The 18,992-nt window shown below is 64.6% G+C and carries 17 protein-coding genes and 2 pseudogenes; 8 read left to right on the top strand and 11 right to left on the bottom strand.

The genetic code is table 11. From position 1 onward, the window contains the following. The 3 genes and pseudogenes from LK10_RS09175 to LK10_RS09185 form a co-directional block, all read left to right on the top strand. Positions 1–364: pseudogene (locus LK10_RS09175) on the top strand (cytochrome ubiquinol oxidase subunit I); the annotation flags it as partial. Continuing rightward, positions 364–765 carry a cytochrome c oxidase subunit 4 gene (locus LK10_RS09180; protein WP_043122729.1) on the top strand — a complete coding sequence of 134 codons (402 nt, stop codon included), beginning with the start codon at positions 364–366 and terminating at the stop codon, positions 763–765. The pseudogene LK10_RS09175 and the gene LK10_RS09180, both read left to right, overlap by 1 nt. A 209-nt stretch (positions 766–974) precedes the next feature. Further along, positions 975–1,709, top strand: a complete 735-nt coding sequence (locus LK10_RS09185) for a GntR family transcriptional regulator (RefSeq protein ID WP_408021449.1) — start codon at positions 975–977, stop codon at positions 1,707–1,709. A 140-nt stretch (positions 1,710–1,849) separates the two neighbouring features. On the opposite strand, the gene qcrB is transcribed toward LK10_RS09185, so the two are convergent. The 4 genes from qcrB to ctaE form a co-directional block, all read right to left on the bottom strand. Further along, a complete protein-coding gene (qcrB, locus tag LK10_RS09190; RefSeq protein ID WP_043122735.1) occupies positions 1,850–3,523 on the bottom strand; it encodes a cytochrome bc1 complex cytochrome b subunit in 1,674 nt (557 codons plus the stop codon). Next, positions 3,520–4,575, bottom strand: a complete 1,056-nt coding sequence (qcrA, locus tag LK10_RS09195) for a cytochrome bc1 complex Rieske iron-sulfur subunit (protein ID WP_043122737.1) — start codon at positions 4,573–4,575, stop codon at positions 3,520–3,522. The genes qcrB and qcrA overlap by 4 nt, the downstream gene beginning before the upstream one ends. 93 nt (positions 4,576–4,668) lie before the next feature. Then, entirely contained in the window at positions 4,669–5,454 is a 786-nt protein-coding gene (gene qcrC / locus LK10_RS09200; protein ID WP_043122739.1) for a cytochrome bc1 complex diheme cytochrome c subunit, read from the bottom strand. Positions 5,455–5,532: 78 nt separating this feature from the next. Further along, on the bottom strand, positions 5,533–6,198 hold the full coding sequence (gene ctaE, locus LK10_RS09205; RefSeq protein WP_197061899.1) for an aa3-type cytochrome oxidase subunit III: 666 nt from the start codon (positions 6,196–6,198) through the stop codon (positions 5,533–5,535). Between the two features lie 146 nt (positions 6,199–6,344). Here ctaE and trpD point away from each other — a divergent pair, with 146 nt between their 5' ends. Then, positions 6,345–7,403 carry an anthranilate phosphoribosyltransferase gene (gene trpD, locus LK10_RS09210; RefSeq protein ID WP_043122741.1) on the top strand — a complete coding sequence of 353 codons (1,059 nt, stop codon included), beginning with the start codon at positions 6,345–6,347 and terminating at the stop codon, positions 7,401–7,403. 9 nt (positions 7,404–7,412) lie between these two features. Here the strand turns inward: trpD and LK10_RS09215 are convergent, their stop codons facing one another. Both LK10_RS09215 and LK10_RS09220 read right to left on the bottom strand, forming a co-directional pair. Continuing rightward, a complete protein-coding gene (locus LK10_RS09215; RefSeq protein WP_043122743.1) occupies positions 7,413–7,691 on the bottom strand; it encodes an Lrp/AsnC family transcriptional regulator in 279 nt (92 codons plus the stop codon). A 52-nt stretch (positions 7,692–7,743) separates the two neighbouring features. Beyond that, complete coding sequence (locus LK10_RS09220) at positions 7,744–8,142, bottom strand: DUF3054 domain-containing protein (RefSeq protein WP_052207150.1); 399 nt, start codon at positions 8,140–8,142, stop codon at positions 7,744–7,746. Positions 8,143–8,348: 206 nt separating this feature from the next. On the opposite strand from LK10_RS09220, the gene LK10_RS09225 reads away from it, so the two are divergent. The 3 genes from LK10_RS09225 to LK10_RS21280 all read left to right on the top strand — a co-directional run bounded on the left by LK10_RS09225 (position 8,349) and on the right by LK10_RS21280 (position 11,068). Further along, positions 8,349–8,714, top strand: coding sequence for a YciI family protein (locus tag LK10_RS09225; RefSeq protein ID WP_043122746.1), 366 nt, complete (start codon positions 8,349–8,351; stop codon positions 8,712–8,714). A 26-nt stretch (positions 8,715–8,740) separates the two neighbouring features. Beyond that, positions 8,741–9,925 (top strand): RNA polymerase sigma factor, encoded by a 1,185-nt coding sequence (locus LK10_RS09230; protein WP_231567700.1) that lies wholly within the window; start codon positions 8,741–8,743, stop codon positions 9,923–9,925. A 450-nt stretch (positions 9,926–10,375) separates the two neighbouring features. Next, positions 10,376–11,068, top strand: coding sequence for a sigma-70 family RNA polymerase sigma factor (locus LK10_RS21280; RefSeq protein ID WP_197061900.1), 693 nt, complete (start codon positions 10,376–10,378; stop codon positions 11,066–11,068). A 137-nt stretch (positions 11,069–11,205) separates the two neighbouring features. Here LK10_RS21280 and LK10_RS09240 read toward each other — a convergent pair whose 3' ends face one another. After that, positions 11,206–12,300, bottom strand: a complete 1,095-nt coding sequence (locus tag LK10_RS09240; RefSeq protein WP_043122750.1) for an NADH:flavin oxidoreductase/NADH oxidase — start codon at positions 12,298–12,300, stop codon at positions 11,206–11,208. A gap of 662 nt (positions 12,301–12,962) precedes the next feature. On the opposite strand from LK10_RS09240, the gene LK10_RS09245 reads away from it, so the two are divergent. After that, positions 12,963–15,089: a bifunctional polysaccharide deacetylase/glycosyltransferase family 2 protein gene (locus tag LK10_RS09245; RefSeq protein WP_043122752.1), complete on the top strand. Its 2,127-nt coding sequence runs from the start codon at positions 12,963–12,965 to the stop codon at positions 15,087–15,089. Between the two features lie 73 nt (positions 15,090–15,162). On the opposite strand, the gene LK10_RS09250 is transcribed toward LK10_RS09245, so the two are convergent. The 4 genes and pseudogenes from LK10_RS09250 to LK10_RS09265 all read right to left on the bottom strand — a co-directional run. Further along, positions 15,163–16,449 carry an ABC transporter permease gene (locus LK10_RS09250; protein WP_043122755.1) on the bottom strand — a complete coding sequence of 429 codons (1,287 nt, stop codon included), beginning with the start codon at positions 16,447–16,449 and terminating at the stop codon, positions 15,163–15,165. Further along, positions 16,446–17,144: an ABC transporter ATP-binding protein gene (locus tag LK10_RS09255; RefSeq protein WP_052207153.1), complete on the bottom strand. Its 699-nt coding sequence runs from the start codon at positions 17,142–17,144 to the stop codon at positions 16,446–16,448. The genes LK10_RS09250 and LK10_RS09255 overlap by 4 nt, the downstream gene beginning before the upstream one ends. A 73-nt stretch (positions 17,145–17,217) precedes the next feature. Next, positions 17,218–17,811 carry a TetR/AcrR family transcriptional regulator gene (locus LK10_RS09260; RefSeq protein ID WP_052207154.1) on the bottom strand — a complete coding sequence of 198 codons (594 nt, stop codon included), beginning with the start codon at positions 17,809–17,811 and terminating at the stop codon, positions 17,218–17,220. A 192-nt stretch (positions 17,812–18,003) separates the two neighbouring features. Then, a pseudogene (locus LK10_RS09265) lies at positions 18,004–18,992 on the bottom strand (GH25 family lysozyme); the annotation flags it as partial.

Here is an 18,992-nt window from a genome sequence, read left to right on the forward strand (position 1 = left end):
CGTCATGGGCATGCCCCGCCGGTACGCCGACTACCTGCCCCAGGACGGCTTCACCTGGATGAACCAGTTCTCCACGATCTCCTCGTTCGTGCTCGGCGCCTCGCTCATCCCGTTCTTCTGGAACGTCTACATCACCGCCCGCAGCGGCAAGCGGGTGACCGTGGACGATCCTTGGGGCTTCGGCGCCTCGCTCGAGTGGGCGACCTCGTGCCCGCCCCCGCGCCACAACTTCACCTCACTCCCGCGCATCCGCTCGGAGCGCCCGGCGCTTGACCTGCACCACCCGGAGCTCTCGATGGCCGGTTCGATTCAGCACGCGCAGACGGCCGCGGCCGTGACCGCCGACCGGAAGGAAATGCACTAGTGAGGATCGAATCAAGGCTCTTTGGGCTGGGCGCGTTCTTCTTCATCCCAGTCGCCATCGTCTATGGCTGGCTCACCCACTGGTCCGAGTGGGTTGGCATCATGGGAATCTTCCTCTTGGGCGGCCTGGCCGCCATGATCGGCTCCTATCTCAGCGTGACCGCTCGGCGTGTCGGTGCCCGGCCGGAGGACCGAGAGGATGCCGAAGTGCACGAGGGCGCTGGCGAGCAGGGCCACTTCAGCCCCTGGAGCTGGTGGCCGATCGTGCTCGGCGCCTCGGCTGCAACCGCACTCCTGGGTGTTGCGATTGGCTGGTGGATCACGCTCGTCGGCGCCGGCATCGGTATCGTTGCCCTCGTCGGCTGGGTCTTCGAGTACAGCCGCGGAGACCACGCTCACTGAGCACGTTTTGAAGCCTTGGAGGACATCCTCTAATGGCACACAGAAGGGCCCGGCATCCTCATCAGGATGCCGGGCCCTTCTGCATCTGAAGACCCCATTTCGACGCTTGGGAACGTGTAGCCTTCTTGATGGTGCCAGGTCATCAGGAGGAACGGGTGGAAGACGCCGACAGCATCGCCGGGAGGCTCGATAGGTCTTCGAAGACCGCTATGTATGTCCAACTCCGCGAGCTCCTGCGTGAGCACATACAGACGAGGCTGACGCCCGGCGCGCCGCTTCCCTCGGAGCGAGAGCTCGCCCACCGCTTCGGCCTCGCACGGATGACGGTACGCCAGGCGATCGATGCCCTCGTCGCAGAGGGTGTCCTCGATCGGATTGTGGGTCTCGGGACCTTCGTCAGCCGTCCCAAGCTCGACCTGCAGATGAAGTTGACCTCGTACAGCGAGGAGATGCAGCGCCGCGGAATGGTGCCGGATGCGAAAGTCCTCAGCTTCGAGGAGATCGGAGCGTCGGCGCATTTGGCGAGAGAGCTCCAAGTCGACGAAGGAACGGCCGTAGTTCGATTCCGGCGACTCCTGCTCGCCGATCAAGAGCCCATGAGCGTCGACGAGAACTACATCCTCGCCCATCGCGTGCCCGGGTTCACAGAGGGACCGCCCCCAACGTCCCTCTACCAGGTTCTGAGCGAACGCTATGGCCTCGTCATGGAATGGGGCGAGGACATGATTGAGGCGACAGCGGCATCGCCTTCCATCGCACGCCTGCTCAAAGTCGACATGGGCGCGCCGCTGCTCAAGATCCAACGCCACGCCTACGTCGCGAAGGCCATGGTCGATTACTCCGTCTCCTACTACCGAGCAGACCGTTACAAGCTCTGGGTGCCTCTCCAACGGCCTGGGGTACGGACACCGCGCAGCTACTCCACTCAGCGCTTCACGGGCTGACAGTCCCGCACCAGAGGCTCCTGAGCGGCCATTCGCCTCCGATCCAGAAGTCCGGATAGGGAGCTTAGTCCTTGCGGACAGACGGAAGGGCCCCGCAGCAGTTGCTGCGGGGCCCTTCCGTTTGCGCGCTAAGGCTGTGTTCAGTGACCAGAGCCCGTAGGAGCTGACTCGATGGCCTCGTGATGGGCATGCGCGTGGGCAGCCTCAAGCTCGGCCGGCGAGACCGGGGCGACGCGGTCCTCGAAGAACCACTTCGAGAGCTTCGCGCGGCGACGCTCGCTCCGGTTCACCACGCCCTTCGCGTTCGGCTGCGCCGGAAGCGGCAACGGCGCCTCGAACGCCACCAGCTTGTAGAGCTTGTACTCGTCGAGCGGAGCGTGAACTTCAATGAACTCACCGTGGGGGAGACGGACGATTCGTCCCGTCTCACGGCCATGCAGGGCGATCTCACGGTCCTTCCGCTGGAGCCCGATTGCGATCCGCTTGGTCACCGTGAACGCGATGATTGGGCCCACGAAGAACAGCGCGCGGAGCCAATAGGTCACGTCGTTCAGCGACACGTGGAAGTGAGTCGCGATCAGGTCCGAGCTCGCGGCCGCCCACATGACGCAGTAGAACGTGAAGCCGGCCATTCCGATCGCCGTGCGGGTCGGGGCATTGCGGGGACGGTCGAGAACGTGATGCTCGCGATCGTCCCTCGTGATCCACCGCTCGATCCAGGGATACGTGAAGAGCACCGTGAACACGATGATCGCAGGAACAAGCGCAGGCAGCAGGATGTTCAGCGACAGCGTCTGGTTGAAGATCACGAACTCGAAGTGCTGCCGGTAGCCGCCGATGTCACCGATCACGCCCGGCATGAGTCGTAGCGCGCCATCGACCCAACCGATATACCAGTCTGGCTGTGTGCCAGCCGAGACAGGGGAGGGGTCATACGGACCGTAGTTCCAGATCGGGTTGATCGTGAAGGCCGCGGCCATGGCTGCGAGGACGCCGAACACGATGAAGAAGAAGCCGCCAGCCTTCGCCGCGTACACCGGGCCCAGGGGATACCCGACGACATTGCGGTCGTTCCGGCCCGGGCCGGGGTACTGCGTGTGCTTCTGCAAGACCACGAACATCAGGTGGAGGGCCACAAGACCGAGGATCATCGCCGGGATCAGCAGGATGTGCATCACGTAGAGACGACCGACGATCGCCGTTCCGGGGAATTCGCCGCCGAACAGGAACATCGAGATCCAAGTGCCGATGACCGGAATGGCCATGACAACACCGTCGATGATTCGGAGGCCGTTGCCCGAAAGCAGATCATCCGGAAGCGAGTAGCCCGTGAAGCCTGCGGCCATGCCAAGAATGAGCAGCACGCCGCCGATGACCCAGTTCATCTCGCGAGGCTTACGGAATGCGCCCGTGAAGAACACGCGGAGCATGTGCACCGACATCGCGGCGACAAACAGCAGCGCTGCCCAGTGGTGCAGCTGCCGCATGAACAGTCCGCCACGGATCTCGAAAGAGATGTTGAGCGAGGACTGGTATGCGACCGACATGTCCATACCGCGAAGCGGTACGTATGCGCCCTGATACGTCGTGTCCGCCATCGACGGATTGAAGAAGAACGTGAGGAACGTGCCCGACATCAGGAGGACGATGAAGCAGTAAAGAGCAACCTCGCCGAACATGAACGACCAGTGGTCCGGGAAGACCTTTCGGCCGAATTCGCGGGCGACGCTTGAGAGCCCAGTCCGCTGATCGACGAATTCAGCGATCCGGCCGACCTTGGTCGGCGGTTGGTAGGACGAAGGAGTGCTGCTCACGAGTACTCACGCTCCCAGTAGCTCGGTCCAACAGGTTCGTGGAAGTCGGATGAGGCGACGAGGTAGCCGTCAGAGTCAACTTCAATCGGCAGCTGCGGGAGAGGACGGCTCGCAGGACCGAAGATCACCTGGCACTCATGCGTGAGGTCGAACGTCGACTGATGGCACGGGCACAGGAGATGGTGAGTCTGCTGCTCGTACAGCGCAACAGGGCAACCGACGTGCGTGCAGATCTTGGAGTACGCGACGATGCCGTTGTAGTTCCAGCTCTCCCGGCCCGGCGAGACGTGAAGGTCTTCGGGGTTCAGGCGCATGAGCAGGACAACGGCCTTCGCCTTCTCGTTGTTCTTGTTCTCCTTCAGGTCATTGAGTCCTTCAGGAATCACGTGGAACGCGGAGCCGATCGTGACATCCGCAGCCCTGATCGGCGTGCCATCGGGGTCACGGGTGAGACGGACCTTCTTGCCGGTCTGGGCGTTCGGCGCCCACATCGTGTGGCGAAGCATGTCCGTCGCGTTGGGCCCGAGATCGCCGAACACGGCAAGGGCAGGCAGGGGAGCCAGCGCCAGAGCACCGATGAGGGTGTTCCGGATGAGGGGGCGGCGCTTGATGCCCGTCTCCTCGATGATGTCATCGACGATCTTGACTGCGGCTTGGCGGTCCTCCTCGCTGCGCAGCTCGTGCCGCGCTTCCGAGACCTCGTGATCGGGCATGAGCGACTTCGCCCAGTGCACGATTCCGGTACCAATCCCCAGCATCGCGAATGCGGTGCCGAAACCCAGCAGAAGATTCTGGGTCCGAATCGTGTCAACGGTCGAAGTCGGACCGAGATCGATGGCGAAGTACGAGACAAGGAACACCACTGTGCCGATCACCGAGATGATGAACAGTGCGGTGACCTGGCGCTCTGCGCGCTTCGCGGCCTTGGGGTCGGTGTCGGACAGACGCAGGCGGTGCGGCGGGATCCCCGGATCCTCGAACGCACCCCCGGACTGACCAGCCGTAGCTACGGTGCCCCCATGCTGTGGGGCTCCGTCACTAGGGTTGCCCATATTTCCCCTCATCCTTCCTGTGCCCCGGGGCCCCGGGGACGATGTTCAGTTCAATCAGCCGCGTCGGCGGCCGAACGTGTGAGCGGGCCTTCGTCAGGAGGTCCGGGAGGTGAGCCAGATGGTGAAGGCGATGATGACGCCCAGACCAGCGACCCACATGAAGAGACCTTCCGACACGGGACCGAGGCCGCCGAGATCTGCGCCACCGGGCGAACCCTGCTTCTCGATGGTCTGGAGGTAGGTGATGATGTCGCGCTTGCCCTCAGGGGAGATGTTCGCGTCGCTGAACACAGGCATGTTCTGCGGCCCGGTCTCCATCGCCTCATAGATGTGCTGGGCTGTGACGCCCGCGAGTGCCGGAGCAAACTTGCCTCGCGTCAGAGCACCACCGGCAGCGGCGGCGTTGTGGCACATCGCGCAGTTGACGCGGAAGAGTTCGCCACCGTGGGTAGCGTCACCCTGGCCGTCGAGCATGGCCGGATCCGGCAGTGACGGGCCGGCTCCGAGCGACGCGACATAGGCAGCGAGCTGGCGCGTCTGAGTTTCGTTGAACTGAACCGGCTTCTGCTCCGCCTGGGGTCCGTTCGCCTCCATCGGCATGCGGCCCGTACCAACCTGGAAGTCGACAGCTGCGGCACCCACGCCCACGAGCGACGGGGCTGCGGGAGACCCCTGGGCGCCCATACCGTGGCACGTCGCACAGTTCGCCACGAAGAGCTTCTGGCCCGCGGTTACGTCAGCGGCCGAGAACCCGGTGTCCGCTTTGGCCTGATTGGCGGAGCTCGCCACCGAGTAGAGAGCGCCCGTCAGTAGGAGCCCCATGACTAGCAGGGCCACGACTGCTAGCGGATGCCGCCGCTTCTGCGAGAGTGACTTCACGTAATCGTTCCTATCCGTCTGTACCGCGGCCGCATGGGCGCGCTGTCAAAGTTGTGCTGCCGGCCGAAGCGGCGTGTGCTACTTGAGGACGTAGATGACCAGGAAGAGCCCGATCCACACGACGTCGACGAAGTGCCAGTAGTACGAGGTGACGATGGCCGCCGTCGCTTCGTAGTGCCCGAAGCGTTTCGCGGCGAACGCCCGCCCGATGATGAACAGGAAGGCGATGAGGCCGCCGATGACGTGAAGGCCGTGGAAGCCGGTCGTGATGTAGAAGGCCGACCCGTAGGCGTTCGACGAGAGCGTGATGTGCTCGGAGACGAGCGTTGTGTACTCAGTGGCCTGGCCCGAGACGAAGAACGCGCCCATGAGGAACGTCAGTACGAACCACTCGACCATGCCCCAACGCGCGAACTGGAACAGACCACCCGTGCGGCGCGGCTGGAGGCGTTCGGCGGCGAACACGCCCATCTGGCACGTGAACGAGCTGGAAACCAGCACGATGGTGTTCACGAGCGCATACGGGAAGTCGAGGTGGGACGTCTCGGTGGCCCACAGGCCGAGGGTCCCGGCCCCACCAGTCGAGATCTGGCCGGAAGCGCGGAGGGTGAAGTACATGGCAAAGAGGCCGGCGAAGAACATCAGCTCGCTCGAGAGCCACACCACGGTCCCGACGGAGACCATGTTGGGGCGGTTCAGCGTGGGATGTGCCGGGGTTGTCGGGGCATGAGTCGCTGTCGTCACAAGGACATTATGTCTACAAACAGCGGGTTCGCCCAACGCGAACCGCCTCTTCCGGGAACTTTTTCTACAAACCCTCGAAAATCCGCGGAACGCTGGGGGCCCGTCATCCGTTCGCCCGCGGACAAGTCCGTCGATAGCATCAGGGAGTGACCACTCAGGACCAAGGAGCCAACCCCGCGCACAGTTGGCGGACCCTCATCGGATCCCTCGTGAGAGGCCAAGACCTCACGCAGGAGCAGACCGGTTGGGCCATGGAGACCATCATGTCGGGCAATGCGACCGAGGCGCAGATCGCGGGGTTCCTCGTTGGACTTCGGGCCAAGGGGGAGACGGTCGATGAGCTGACCGGCCTCGTGGACACGATGGTCGCCCGCGCGACGCCCATCTCCATCGAGGGCGAGAAGCTGGACATCGTCGGCACTGGCGGCGACCAACAGAACACGGTGAACATCTCCAGTACCGCCGCCCTCGTCCTTGCTGGTGCCGGGGCGAGGGTCGTGAAGCACGGAAACCGCGCGGCGTCGTCGTCGGCGGGCTCAGCCGACGTCCTCGAAGCGCTTGGCGTGCGTCTCGATATGAGCGTGGAACAGGTTGCTGCGTCGGCAATCGAATGCGGCATCACCTTCTGCTTCGCGCAGGTTTTCCATCCGTCGTTCCGGCACACCGCGGTGCCGCGGCGCGAACTCGCGATCCCGACAGCGTTCAATATTCTCGGCCCGCTCACCAACCCGGCCCGCGTCCAGGCCTCAGCCGTCGGATCAGCTGATCCGCGAATGGCGCCCCTCATTGCGGGAGTGCTTGCCAACCGGGGGAGCAGAGGCCTAGTCTTCCGCGGCGACGACGGACTCGACGAGCTCACCATCACGACGACGTCGCGCGTGTGGGAGGTCCGTGACGGGCGCGTCGAGGAGTCAATCCTGGACCCTCTCGACCTCGGAATCTCCCGCTCTCCGCTCGACGCACTCCGTGGCGGCGACGCCCAGCATAACGCAGCAGTGGTCCGCAGCGTTCTGGAGGGTGACAAGGGGCCGGTCCGGGACGCCGTCGTCCTCAATGCCGCCGCGGGCCTCGTGGCCTTCGAACTCGCCAGCGAAGGACCGCTGATCGAAAGGCTCGGGGCCGCAAAGCTTCGCGCTGAGGAGGCCATCGATTCAGGGGCCGCAGCCCGGTCACTCCAAGCCTGGGTGGACTTCAGCCGCGGCTGAGCGCCGCAGCTATTCGAGGCCGATCGAGAAGGCGGCTTCGAGGTCGTGCCGGGAATAGGCGCGGAAGGCGATGTGCGTCGTCGTCTCTACGACGCCTTCGACCTTCGAAAGGTGATCCGCGACGACGTCTGCCAAGTCCTCGTGCTGTTGGACCCGCGCGATGGCGATCAGGTCCCATTCGCCGGTGACCGAGTACACCTCGCTGACCCCTGGGATCGCCGAGATCTTCTCCGCGGCCTCCGGAATCTTGCTGGACTCCGTGCGGATGAAGACGAATGCCGTGATCATGGTCCTCCGATCGACTCCTACTGTGCTCGGAACAACCCTAGCGCCGCGCCGCTCACCGGCGTCCGGCGACGCGGCGGAGAACGCGGGCGAGGACGCGCCACCCCAGAATGAAGAGGCCGAGGAAGCACAGGGCGACGATGAGGAAGGTCACGGCAAGGCCCTGCCCGGTCAGCGCCCGGAGCACCATGCCGATGACGTATGCTCCGAGCCACACGCTCACCCCGGAAGGCCAGAGTGCCGTGGGACGCCGGCGGACCGTGGGAAGGGCCCAACCCGCGGCGGCGCCGACGAGGAAGGGCCACGCAGTGGAAAGCACACCCACAACAGGGTTGGCTTCGCCGTGGAACCCGCGGCCCATCGCGGCGAATACGAGGACGACGACGACGTCCCCGGCGAGCGCGAGCACCGTCGTCCGGACGCGGCTGGGCAGGGCAGGTGCTTCAGTGGTCATAAGGCAAGGGTACGGGGGACACCTGAGAGACCCTGCTGGACTCTTCACGGAGGGCCTAGGAAGCGGAAGAATCCAAACTGCCTGGGCCCCTGTTCCGCCCACCGCTGGGAGCAGAAGTTCTAGGCACGGGTGTCGAAAGGGCCGTCTCCCGTTCGTCTAGAAGGTGAGAGCCAAACAGGCTCCCACCGATCCAGGAGGCAACAGCCATGACTCAGTATCTGATCGCCATGTACCAGCCCGACGGCATCGTTCCGCCGCCTGAGGTCCTCGGTCCCATCATGCAAAGGCTCGAAGAGTTCAATGCCGATCTCGAAGCGGCAGACGCTCTGGTCTTCGGCAACGGCCTCACCGATGCGGCGTTGGCCACCGTGCTCCGGCACAACGGAACCGACGTCGTGGTAACCGACGGCCCGTATGTGGAAGGCAAGGAACATCTTGGCGGCTTTGAGATCATCGATGTTCCGGATCTCGACGCTGCGCTGGCCTGGGCCGGGCGTCTGGCCGAGATAACTGGGCTGCCGATTGAGGTGAGGGCGTTCGCCGACGTGCGCGGGGCGGTCGAGCGGGGGTGAACTCAGCGACGGATACCGTCGCGACCGTGTTTCACGAGGAATACGGCCGTGCGGTATCCGTTGTCCTCCGCACGACCCAGGATCTCGGGCTCGCCGAGGAGGCCGTGCAGGAGGCCTTCGCCGTAGCCGCCGAGCGGTGGCCTTCGGAAGGAGTTCCCGAGCGGCCGGGCGGGTGGATAATCACGACGGCGAGGCGCCGCGCCGTCGACCGCTTCCGGAGGGAGGCAGCACGCGGCGGCAAAGAGGCGGAGGCGGCGCTTCTCCGCCAATCCGACGACGCCCCGGACGTCTTCGGCGACGATCGCCTCAAGCTCCTTTTCGTGTGCTGCCATCCTGCGCTGGCTTTGCAGGCACGGATTGCCTTGGCTCTCAAAGTGCTGGGCGGTCTGACGACGGCGCAGATCGCTTCGGCCTTCCTCGTAAGCGAATCGACGGTGGCACAACGGATCTCAAGGGCGAAGGCGAAGATCCGGGACAGCCGGATTCCCTATCGGGTGCCCTCCGGAGGCGAGTTGCCAGCGCGGCTTGCCGCGGTCCTCGCGGTCGTCTACCTCATCTACAACGAGGGCTACTCCGCGGACCTGGGCTCCCAAGCCGGTCGAGCCGGACTCTGCAGTGAGGCGATCCGCCTGTCCCGGACCGTTGCGCACCTGCTCCCCGACGAGCCGGAATGCGAGGGACTGCTTGCCCTCATGCTCCTGTCCGAGTCCCGACTTGCTGCGAGGTCCGGACGCCGGGGTGCGCTGATCCCGCTCGCTGAGCAGGACCGCTCTCTATGGGACGCCGACCTCATCTCGGAGGGCCTCTCGCTCGTGCGACGGTGTCTGCGTCGAGGACAGTTGGGCCCGTACCAACTTCAGGCGGCCATTCAAGCCGTCCACAGCACCGCACCCTCGGCAGCATCGACGGACTGGCATCGCATCCTTGGGCTGTACGACGCTCTGACGCAGCTAGCGCCCGGCCCCGTCGTCGAGCTGAACAGGGCGGTCGCCCTCGCGGAAGTCGACGGGCCAGCGGTCGCACTCGCCGTCGTCGACCATCTCGAACTCGACAACTACCACGTGTTCCACGCCGTGCGCGCCGACCTGCTCCGGAGACTCGGACGCGCGGATGAGGCAGCGGAGGAGTATGCCGACGCTGCCCGACTCGCCCCGAGCGCGGGGGAGAGGGCGTTTCTTCAGGCGCGGATCAGAGCTCTGGGAATGTCCTGATCGGCGCCGCCGTGGCTGGCGTACCCCCGGGCCGGCGAGCAAGCCCCCGACGAGAAGGACGAGCCGCGCCTATGGACAGAACGTTCTGTCTACCTGTAGCGTCCAAGAAGTAGACGAGATCAGCTCTGGTCCTTCCAGACCTTCGGATCTCCACAAGCGAATGAGAACGGCTCAAGCAGCGGGTCGCGCCACAACTCCAGGAGGTGCCCTCCACAACTCTGTGCGCTGAACAAGTCAGATTCCGACCCCAGCGAGGAGAAGACTCAGAAAATGGAAAGCGTTCACAGACTGCCCGCTGCAACGATGGCGCCGGTCTTATCCGATGAATTGCATCGCGACGAACCACATCGCGACGATAACGACAACCAGCAGGGACCACTAGATCCCTGGCATGCAGACGCTTCGGAGGATCTCGAAGCGGCAGATTCCGATCTTGCCCCCGCAGACACTTTGGCACGAGCAAGTGCGGCAGGCGACCTCGCGGTCGAGTACCTTGGCGTCGCGGACGCCTTGGCACGCCGATTCCGCTGCCCGGGCCATGACCCAGAAGACCTGCGCCAAGTGGCGAGGCTGGGTCTAATGAAGGCGGCCAAGCGCTACCGCACGGGCCGTGGCCATGGCTTCGTGCCGTACGCCGTGCCGACGATCACCGGCGAACTCAAGCGCTATCTCCGTGACCAATCGTGGATCGTCCGGCCGCCGCGTGGTATCCAGGAGCTGCGATTGAAGGTCAACGCCGCGCGACCGCGGCTGGCCCAGACTCTTGGCCATGAGCCAACCACCCTCGAGCTCAGCAGGGAGCTGAGCGTGGACGTCACTGACGTGGCCGAGGCACAGATCGCCGACGCGTCGATGGTTCCCGACACGATCGAGCATGCAGACTCCCCGGAGGACCCGCAGGGACGGCGGCTCAGTGTTGTGGTGGCCACCGAAGACCCGGGCTTCGAACACGTGGAATCCCTTCACGCCCTCGCTGGCGCCCTCGAGGACGCTTCAGACCAGGATCTCGAGCTTCTCAGGCTTCGCTTCGTCCAGGAACTCACCCAAGACGAGATCGCTCAGCGCCTCGGTGTGAGCCAGATGCAGGTGTCCCGTCTCCTGCGCCGGCTCCTCGGGCGCCTTCGCCGCCGGATGGCGGCATAAGAACACGGAAGGCGGCATAAGAACAAAGTCGCCGAGAGGAACGGCCTGCCCGAGCCACACAGCTCAGGCAGGCCGTTCCTGTCCGCCCCTTCGTATCCTCCGAGCCCCTCTCGCCCTCGAACATCGGAGGACGGTCTTCAGGCCGGGGAGTGGCGCCACTTGCCCCGCGCGTACTGCGGCGGCCAGTAGTCGACGTCCAACCCCAGCTCATGCGCGGCACGCAGGGCGAAGTGTGGGTCGCGGAGGAACTCCCGCCCAACCATCACTGCATCCGCCTCCCCGCGCTCGACAATCTGGGCTGCGTCTTGGGGTGTCGTAATCAGCCCGACGGCGTTAACGGGGTAGCCCGTGCCCTCCTTGACCTGGGATGCAAAGCTCACCTGATACTTCGGGCCCACCGGAATCCTGACATTGGGCACGAGGCCGCCCGTTGAAATGTCGAACCAATCCGCGCCCTCGCGAGCCGCCAACTTGGCAGCCTCGATGGTGTCCTCGACGTTCCACCCCTCATCTCCGGCCCAGTCGGTTGCTGAGAAGCGCACGAAGAGAGGCGTCGACTCACCCACGACTCGGCGGACCTCGCGAACCGTTTCCAGAAGGAACCGAGCACGATTCTCGACGCTGCCGCCGTAGCCGTCGGTGCGCTGATTGGAGAGCGGCGAGAGGAACTGGTGGAGTAGGTAGCCGTGCGCCGCGTGCAGCTCAATGATCTCCAAGCCCGCCTCGACGGCGCGTGCGGCGGCTCTACCGAAATCCGCGACGATTTCGCCGATCTCGGCTTCGGTCAGCTCGCGTGGCGGCGCATATCCCTCGAAGGCCACCGCAGACGGGGCAACAGTCTCCCAGCCCCCATCCTCAGGGCGTTGAGTACCGCGGCCACTCCATTCTCGATACGTGGATCCCTTGCGGCCCGCATGGTTGAGTTGTATCGCCGCCGTCGCGCCCTGTGAGTGGATGAAGTCGACGATACCGCGCCAGGCTTCCTGCTGATCGTCGTTCCATAATCCGGTGTCCCAGGCAGAAATGCGGCCCTCGGGTGAGACAGCCGTCGCCTCGGTCATCACAAGCCCGGCCCCTCCGCGCGCGAAAGATCCAAGATGGGCGAAATGCCAAGGCGTCGGCACGCCATCCATGTTCTCCACCGAGTATTGGCACATGGGGGAGACCCAAAGCCGATTACGTATGCTGATTCCTCTGACGTTGACCTGGGAGAAGAGCGTGTCGGCGCACATGGGCCAAGCCTTTCGCCGAGCGGTGGCCTAGGTCAACTTGCCGGCGGCGTTACCTTTTTGAGATCTGCAAGTTTGATCACCTACCATGGCTCTCCGATGGCGGCTTTTGACGAGAACCCAGAGCACGGACCAGCGGCGGCGCATGGACCAGTCTTTGTAGACGTATCGGGAAGGCGGTTCCGGCGAACCCGCATTATTGGCGCCGTCGCCTTGGCCTTGGTGGGCGGCTACGTGGCGCTTCTGGCAGTCGCCCTCCTAGGCGGCCCCAATGTTGCAGCGCCCTACCTTCCGGAGGCAGCGGTGCCGAGCGCCCGGTCCTCTCAACCTGAAGCCGCCAACGCGGCAGAAGCGCCCGCCCCATCGCAAGTGCTGTCGTCCTCCGCGGTCAGGTCTCCCACCCCCGAGGCGATGGGGGGCGAGCCCGTCGCGCAGTTCCCTCCTGCGGCCGCAGTTCCGGCCCCGATTGCAAACGCCGTGCCAGTGCAGGCGGCGCCGGTCCCGCATGCATCCGCGGCACCCTCGGTCATTGCAGCAGCGCCCACGGCGCCGGCGACGCAGTCCGCATCGCGGGGGAAATCCGGCTCCGCCCCAGGGCAGACCTCCCGACCGATCACCCCTTCGCGCCCGTGACCCCCCGGAGGCGGGGCTCAAGCTCTCCGAGTGTGCGCGCGCATTGGCTGGTTCTCTTCGCCGTCCTCGTCGCCGTCGCTTCTGCCCTCTGTGTGCAGGGATACCTTCACCATCTTTCGGGAATCGGGGACGATTCAGCGCCCTCCGCGGGCTCTGCAGGCAAAGTGCCCACGGCGGTGTCTGAAGGTGGGCCAGTCATCGACGCCCGGAGCGGAGCATTGCGGACCGCGGGCCCGCCCGAGAGAACGATTGCCCTTACTTTCGACGACGGGCCCGATCCCGTGTGGACCCCGAAGATCCTCGATGTCCTCAAGAAGCACCACGTCCACGCGACCTTCTTCGTCGTGGGCTCCGCAGCCGTTGAGAACCCCGACCTCTTACGGCAGATGGTCGCCGACGGCAACGAGGTCGGCGTCCACACCCTGACCCACGTTGACCTCGGCAGCGCCCCAGCCTGGCGGCAGCAGCTCGAAATTCAGGGGGATCAGCAGGTCATTTCCGGCCTGACTGGACAGACGGCCTCACTCCTGCGCCCTCCGTACAGTTCCGAGAACGACGCCGTCACGAACAGCACGTGGGACTCGATCCGCACGGCCGCCGCGGACGGCTACCTGACCGTCCTGACCACGAAGGACAGCGAGGATTGGAAGCGCCCGGGCGTTGGGGAGATCGAGAAGAACCTCGCCATCTCCGGTGCCAAGGGCCAGGTCGTCCTCATGCACGACGGCGGTGGAGACCGAAGCCAGACCGTCGCCGCTCTCGATGCGGTCCTTTCGCGATACGAGGAGCAGGGCTACCACGTCACGACGCTCGGCGATGCCTTAGGCATCAACAGCATGAACCCAGCGAGCATCGGGGCTGAGGCGAGCGGGACAGCCTTCGTAGCTGGCATTCGTCTGAGCGACTGGCTCGTCACGGCGATCTCGTGGGCACTGGTCGCAAGCGGGATTGTCACCTTCCTCAGAGCAGTCCTCGTCATCGGATTCGCTGCCCGGCACCGCCGAGAAGCGCTGCGGCTGCGAGCGGCCGGACGTGGGCGGCGTCGTCTGTCTATACCGATAAGACCGGCCATGACCGAACCAGTGACAGTGATCGTGCCGGCGTACAACGAAGCCGCCGGAATTGAGGCCGCAGTCCGTTCTATCGCTGCCTCGAACCACCAGGTCGAGATCATCGTCGTAGACGACGGCTCGTCGGATGGGACGGCGGATCTCGTCGAAGCGCTCGCCCTGCCCGGCGTCGTCGTCATACGGAAGGAAAACGGCGGAAAGCCCTCCGCGCTGAATGCAGGGCTATGCGCCGCGAGCCATCAGCTGATCGTGATGGTCGACGGGGACACGGTGTTCGAACCGGATACTGTGCGCAAGCTCATCCAGCCGTTTGCCGATCCACGAATCGGCGCCGTCTCCGGCAATACCAAGGTGGCCAACCGTGATGGAATCCTGGGAGCTTGGCAGCACATCGAGTACGTCGTCGGATTCAATCTCGACCGTCGGCTCTTCGATGTCGCGGAGTGCATGCCCACCGTTCCCGGAGCGATCGGTGCATTCCGTCGGGACGCGCTCGAACGCGTCGGGGGAGTGAGTGACGACACGCTTGCAGAAGACACAGACCTGACGATGGCATTGTGCCGGGATGGCTGGCGCGTCGTCTATCAGGACGACGCTCGCGCTTGGACCGAGGCACCCGCCAGTCTCGGTGCCCTCTGGCGGCAACGGTATCGGTGGTGCTACGGGACGCTCCAAGCCATGTGGAAGCATCGAGGCGCGGTCGTCCAAGGGGGCGCCGCCGGCAAGCTCGGACGGAGGGGCCTCGGGTACCTGCTCGTGCTCCAAGTGCTTCTTCCGCTGTTCGCCCCGGTCGTCGATGTCTTCGCCGTCTACGGGCTCGTCTTCCTCGATCCGGTCCGGATCGCCGCGCTTTGGCTGATATTCCTCGCCGTTCAGCTTTGCATGGCGGCCTACGCCTTCAGGATCGACAAAGAATCCCTTCGTCCTCTGTGGACCCTTCCGCTCCAGCAGTTCGTCTACCGCCAGCTCATGTATCTCGTCGTCATCCAATCGGTGGTGACCGCTTTCGCAGGAGTGCATCTCCGCTGGCACCGCATGGAGCGCTATGGGAGCCTCACCGTGCCCGCAGGAGTGAAGGAAAACGCGTAGGGCAACGGCCAGACGGGCCAGAAGGCATTTACTCCTGGAATCTGGCCGTTGCCCCTTGCTGTCTTCGGGCAACCTACTCGTATCGAAGCGCGTCGATGGGATTCTGGCGTGCCGCCCGCCAAGCCGGAAGGGTTCCGGCGACGAACGCGATGACCATGACCAAGATGATCACGACGGCAACAGAAGCAGGGGCGAAACTGAGGACATGCAGCCCGCCTAGATCGCTGAGCGGCCCGCGGGCGAGCGCACGGCTGACGACGGTCCCGATCCCGATAGCGACCGCAGACCCAATCGCGCTGCCCAAGAATCCGATGAAGGCTGCCTCGGTGCTGAACAGGGCGAATACCGATCCGCTCCCCATTCCCATTGCCTTCATGAGTCCGATCTCGCGCGTGCGCTCTTGGACCGACATCAGTAGCGTGTTGACGATCCCGAACCCTGCGGCTACGAGGGCGATCACAGCAAAAGCATCGAGGACTCCGATGATGGCGTTGATCACCGTCTTGACCGTCCCGATCCGGTCATCGAGCGTCTGGGCTGTGTAGCCTTTCGCTGACAGCTGGCTCTTCATCGTGTTGATCTGGGCTTGAGTTGAGGGTGCGAAAGTCGCGGTCGCATCAGCAAAGGCATCCTTGGCGGCCGCCGGGGCTCCCGTTCCCTGGGCATTCGAGAGCGCGGTCGAAAGCGCCTTATTGATGAAGCCGCCGGATACGCCCAGCAGGGAGCTCTGTTCGATGCCGACGATCTGAGCGCTCACTTCGTGCATGTTGCCGGCCGCATCGTCAATGCCGATCACGACAGTCTGGCCGACCGCCTGATTGTTGTCGCTCAGTCCGAGCGGACCGACGTAGGTCACCGGGAGCACGATCTGCGATTGAGACGAGCTATCGTCAAGGCTAGAGCCAGCCGCCAGCTGCGGCTGCGCCCCTGCAAGAGGGAGGACCGACAGCTGGTACTTGTCGTGACCGTTCCACTCGATGTACGCAGGGCTAACCCTCGTCAGGGGAGTAACGGCAGTGATGCCAGGCACCGCCGCGATGCTCTTCAGGTCCGCTTGGCTGAGGGCCAATTCGGTTGCGCCGGGGCGGCCGCCTGCCGCAAGGACTCGCGTACTGGGATCGTATTTGGCCGGTCCGGCTCCGGGGGCCGTATTCGTATTCGTCTTTGAGACCGTGAAGCTGTTGCTGGAACCGACGGCGGCTACTTGGCTGTCGATGTAGTTGGAGATTCCGGTGCCGAGCCCGTTTGTGATGGTGAGCGTGAAAGCGCCGACGAAGATCGCGAGGATAGTCAGGGTAGTCCTGAGCTTGCTGCGAACGCTATTGGCAATGGCGGTCTTCAGGATTTCGAGCGGTTTCATGCCGCGTGCTCCTCGTCCGTGTTGATCAGCAGGCCGTCTCGAATGAAGATGCGGCGTTCGAAACGCTGGGCCAGCTCGTGGTCATGGGTGACGGTGATCAGTGTGATTCCGTCTTTGCGGTTCAGATCGAACAGGATGTCCTCCACGATCCTCCCGGTGGCGGTGTCGAGGTTTCCCGTAGGTTCGTCAGCGAAGAGCACCTGAGGATTGTTGACGAGGGCACGCGCTATCACCACCCGCTGCTTCTGTCCGCCGGAAAGGTTGGCCGCCTTGTTCTTGGCCTTGTCGGCGAGTTGGAGCTGCTCGAGAACTTCCAATGCGCGCCGCCGCCGTTCACGTGGACCCACTCCCGCGATCTTCAAGGGCAGCGCTACATTTTCGAGGACTGAGGAGGCGGGGTTGAGGAAGAACTGCTGGAAGACGAATCCGAAAAGCGAATTCCTCAACGCGTTCAGCCTGCGGGTGCTCAGATCATTGGCCTCGGTCCCGTCGACGTGGATCTGGCCCGTTCCCGGCGTGTCGAGCAGAGCGAGGAGGTGCATGAGGGTCGATTTGCCCGAACCGCTCTTGCCGACAATCGCCACAGATTCCCCGCGCTGAACCTCGAGGCTCACTCCCTTTAATGCATCGAAGCGGTCTGGGCCTTTCCCATAAGTCTTGGTCAGGTCTCGGGCTGCCAGAATTGGCACAGACATGGTCTTCCTATCAATGAGGTCGCGTACAAGAAACTCGGGGGTGCGAGGGAGTCGGTGTCGCCGGCGGCGTCGATCAGAACTCGGGCGGCAAAAGGCTGGCCGAGATCCGGGCCGTGGCCTCGAGGATCTCTTCCTCGTCCGCGTCCATGTCTCGCGAGGCCATTCCGGTCATGTTGATCACTAGCAGGGCGAATCGAGCGCGTAGTCTGTCCTCGACGCTCGCACCCGGGGGAGTGAGGACCGCGAACAGCCGGCCCATGGCTGTCGCCATCCCTTCTCGCTGTCCGGACTCGGATCTGATGTCTCTGACCAGCCGGTAGTTCGCGCTGAGGAAGCGGAACATCCGCAGCCCTTGGTGCTGCATGATTGCAGCCCAACGAGCGATCACTTCGCGCCGCAGTTCGGGCCCTGGCTCCTGGGCCCCCGCCCACGCGACGAGATCCCCGACCTCACTGCGCATGGTTTCCATGAGCGCGCGCACGATGTCCTGTTTGCTGTTGAAATGGTAGTAGAGGGCCGCCTTCGTGAAGCCGAGCTCCTCCGCGATCTGGCGCATCGACGTCGACTCATAACCCTGCTCACTGAAGAGCCGGAGCGCTACCGCTTGGATCCGTTCACGGGTCCCAGTGGGCGAAATGGGGGACTCATCCCCGCTCACAACCGTCACGTGGCGGCAACCTTCTTTTGAGAGCCGGAGACTGACTAACCGGCCGGTAAGCATGATACTAACCGCACGGTAAGGCGCGCCAAAATCCGTCCGGCTCGGGGCTCTCCGCCGGCGCAAGAAACGGAGCTCAGAGTGTGAACTCTGAGCTCCGTTTCACTTACCTCAGCCGTGCAGGGTCACGGCCGCCGTACTCTACGGGTGGGTGATGGTGATTGTTCCGTTGATGTCGGTGATCTTGCCGCCCTGGTAGTTCTGGGCTGTGCCGCCGGGGACGGTGTAGACCTCGCTGGTGGGGTAGCCCAGGACGCCGCGTTCGAACCCGGTGGACTGCCAGGCGGCCCGGATCGGGCCGTAGGACTCGTGGGTGCCCGAGGCCGGGGAGGACACGATCGCCCCGCCCTGGTAGTTCTGGTACGAGCCCCCGTTCACCAGCCCGGTGACGACCTCTGTCGTGGGGTAGCCCAGGACGCCGCGTTCGAAGCCGGTGGACTGCCACTCGGCGCGGATGGCCCCGATCGACTCGTGGGTGCCCGAGGCCGGGGAGGACACGATCGCCCCGCCCTGGTAGTTCTGGTAGAAGCCCCCGTTCACCAGCCCGGTCACGACCCCGGTGCTCGGGTACCCCAGGACCCCGCGCTCGAACCCGGTCGACTGCCACTCCGTGCGGATCGGACCGTAGGACCCGTGCGTCCCGGCCGCCGGGGAGGACACGATCGCCCCGCCCTGGTAGTTCTGGTACGCCCCCCCGTTCACCAGCCCCGTGACGACCTCGGTCGTCGGGTACCCCAGCACCCCGCCCTCGAACCCGAGCTGCTGCCACACCCCCCGGATCGCGCCCAGGGACTCATGCGCCCCCGTGGCCGGGGACCAGATGATCGCCCCGCCGTCGTAGTTCTGGTACACCCCGCCGCTGCGCAGGCCCCCGACCTCGTCCGTGGACGGGTACCCCATCACACCGTTCTCGAACCCCAGCGCAGCCCACTCCCCCCGGATCGCCCCATGCGAGACGAACAGGGACTTGGACGGGGCGGAGATCACCGCCCCGTACTGGTAGTTGCGGTAGAACCCCCCGTTGCGGATCGCGGTCACCGCGCTCGTGGCCGCCCCCAGGCCCCACTGGGCCGCCTTGGCATCCATCTGCTGCGCCAGCGTCGCGGCGCTGACCGTGATCACCGCACTCG

It is taken from the genome of Sinomonas humi (assembly GCF_000802235.1).
GTDB classification, from domain to species: Bacteria; Actinomycetota; Actinomycetes; order Actinomycetales; family Micrococcaceae; genus Sinomonas; species Sinomonas humi.

Excerpts from the sequence above, each read along its gene's own strand:
- LK10_RS09185 (WP_408021449.1), top strand. The coding sequence starts at position 975 with ATGTATGTCCAACTCCGCGAGCTCCTGCGTGAGCACATACAGACGAGG.
- qcrA (WP_043122737.1), bottom strand. The coding sequence starts at position 4,575 with ATGGGCAACCCTAGTGACGGAGCCCCACAGCATGGGGGCACCGTAGCT.
- LK10_RS09215 (WP_043122743.1), bottom strand. The coding sequence starts at position 7,691 with ATGATCACGGCATTCGTCTTCATCCGCACGGAGTCCAGCAAGATTCCG.
- LK10_RS09220 (WP_052207150.1), bottom strand. The coding sequence starts at position 8,142 with ATGACCACTGAAGCACCTGCCCTGCCCAGCCGCGTCCGGACGACGGTG.
- LK10_RS09225 (WP_043122746.1), top strand. The coding sequence starts at position 8,349 with ATGACTCAGTATCTGATCGCCATGTACCAGCCCGACGGCATCGTTCCG.
- LK10_RS09240 (WP_043122750.1), bottom strand. The coding sequence starts at position 12,300 with ATGTGCGCCGACACGCTCTTCTCCCAGGTCAACGTCAGAGGAATCAGC.
- LK10_RS09250 (WP_043122755.1), bottom strand. The coding sequence starts at position 16,449 with ATGAAACCGCTCGAAATCCTGAAGACCGCCATTGCCAATAGCGTTCGC.
- LK10_RS09255 (WP_052207153.1), bottom strand. The coding sequence starts at position 17,144 with ATGTCTGTGCCAATTCTGGCAGCCCGAGACCTGACCAAGACTTATGGG.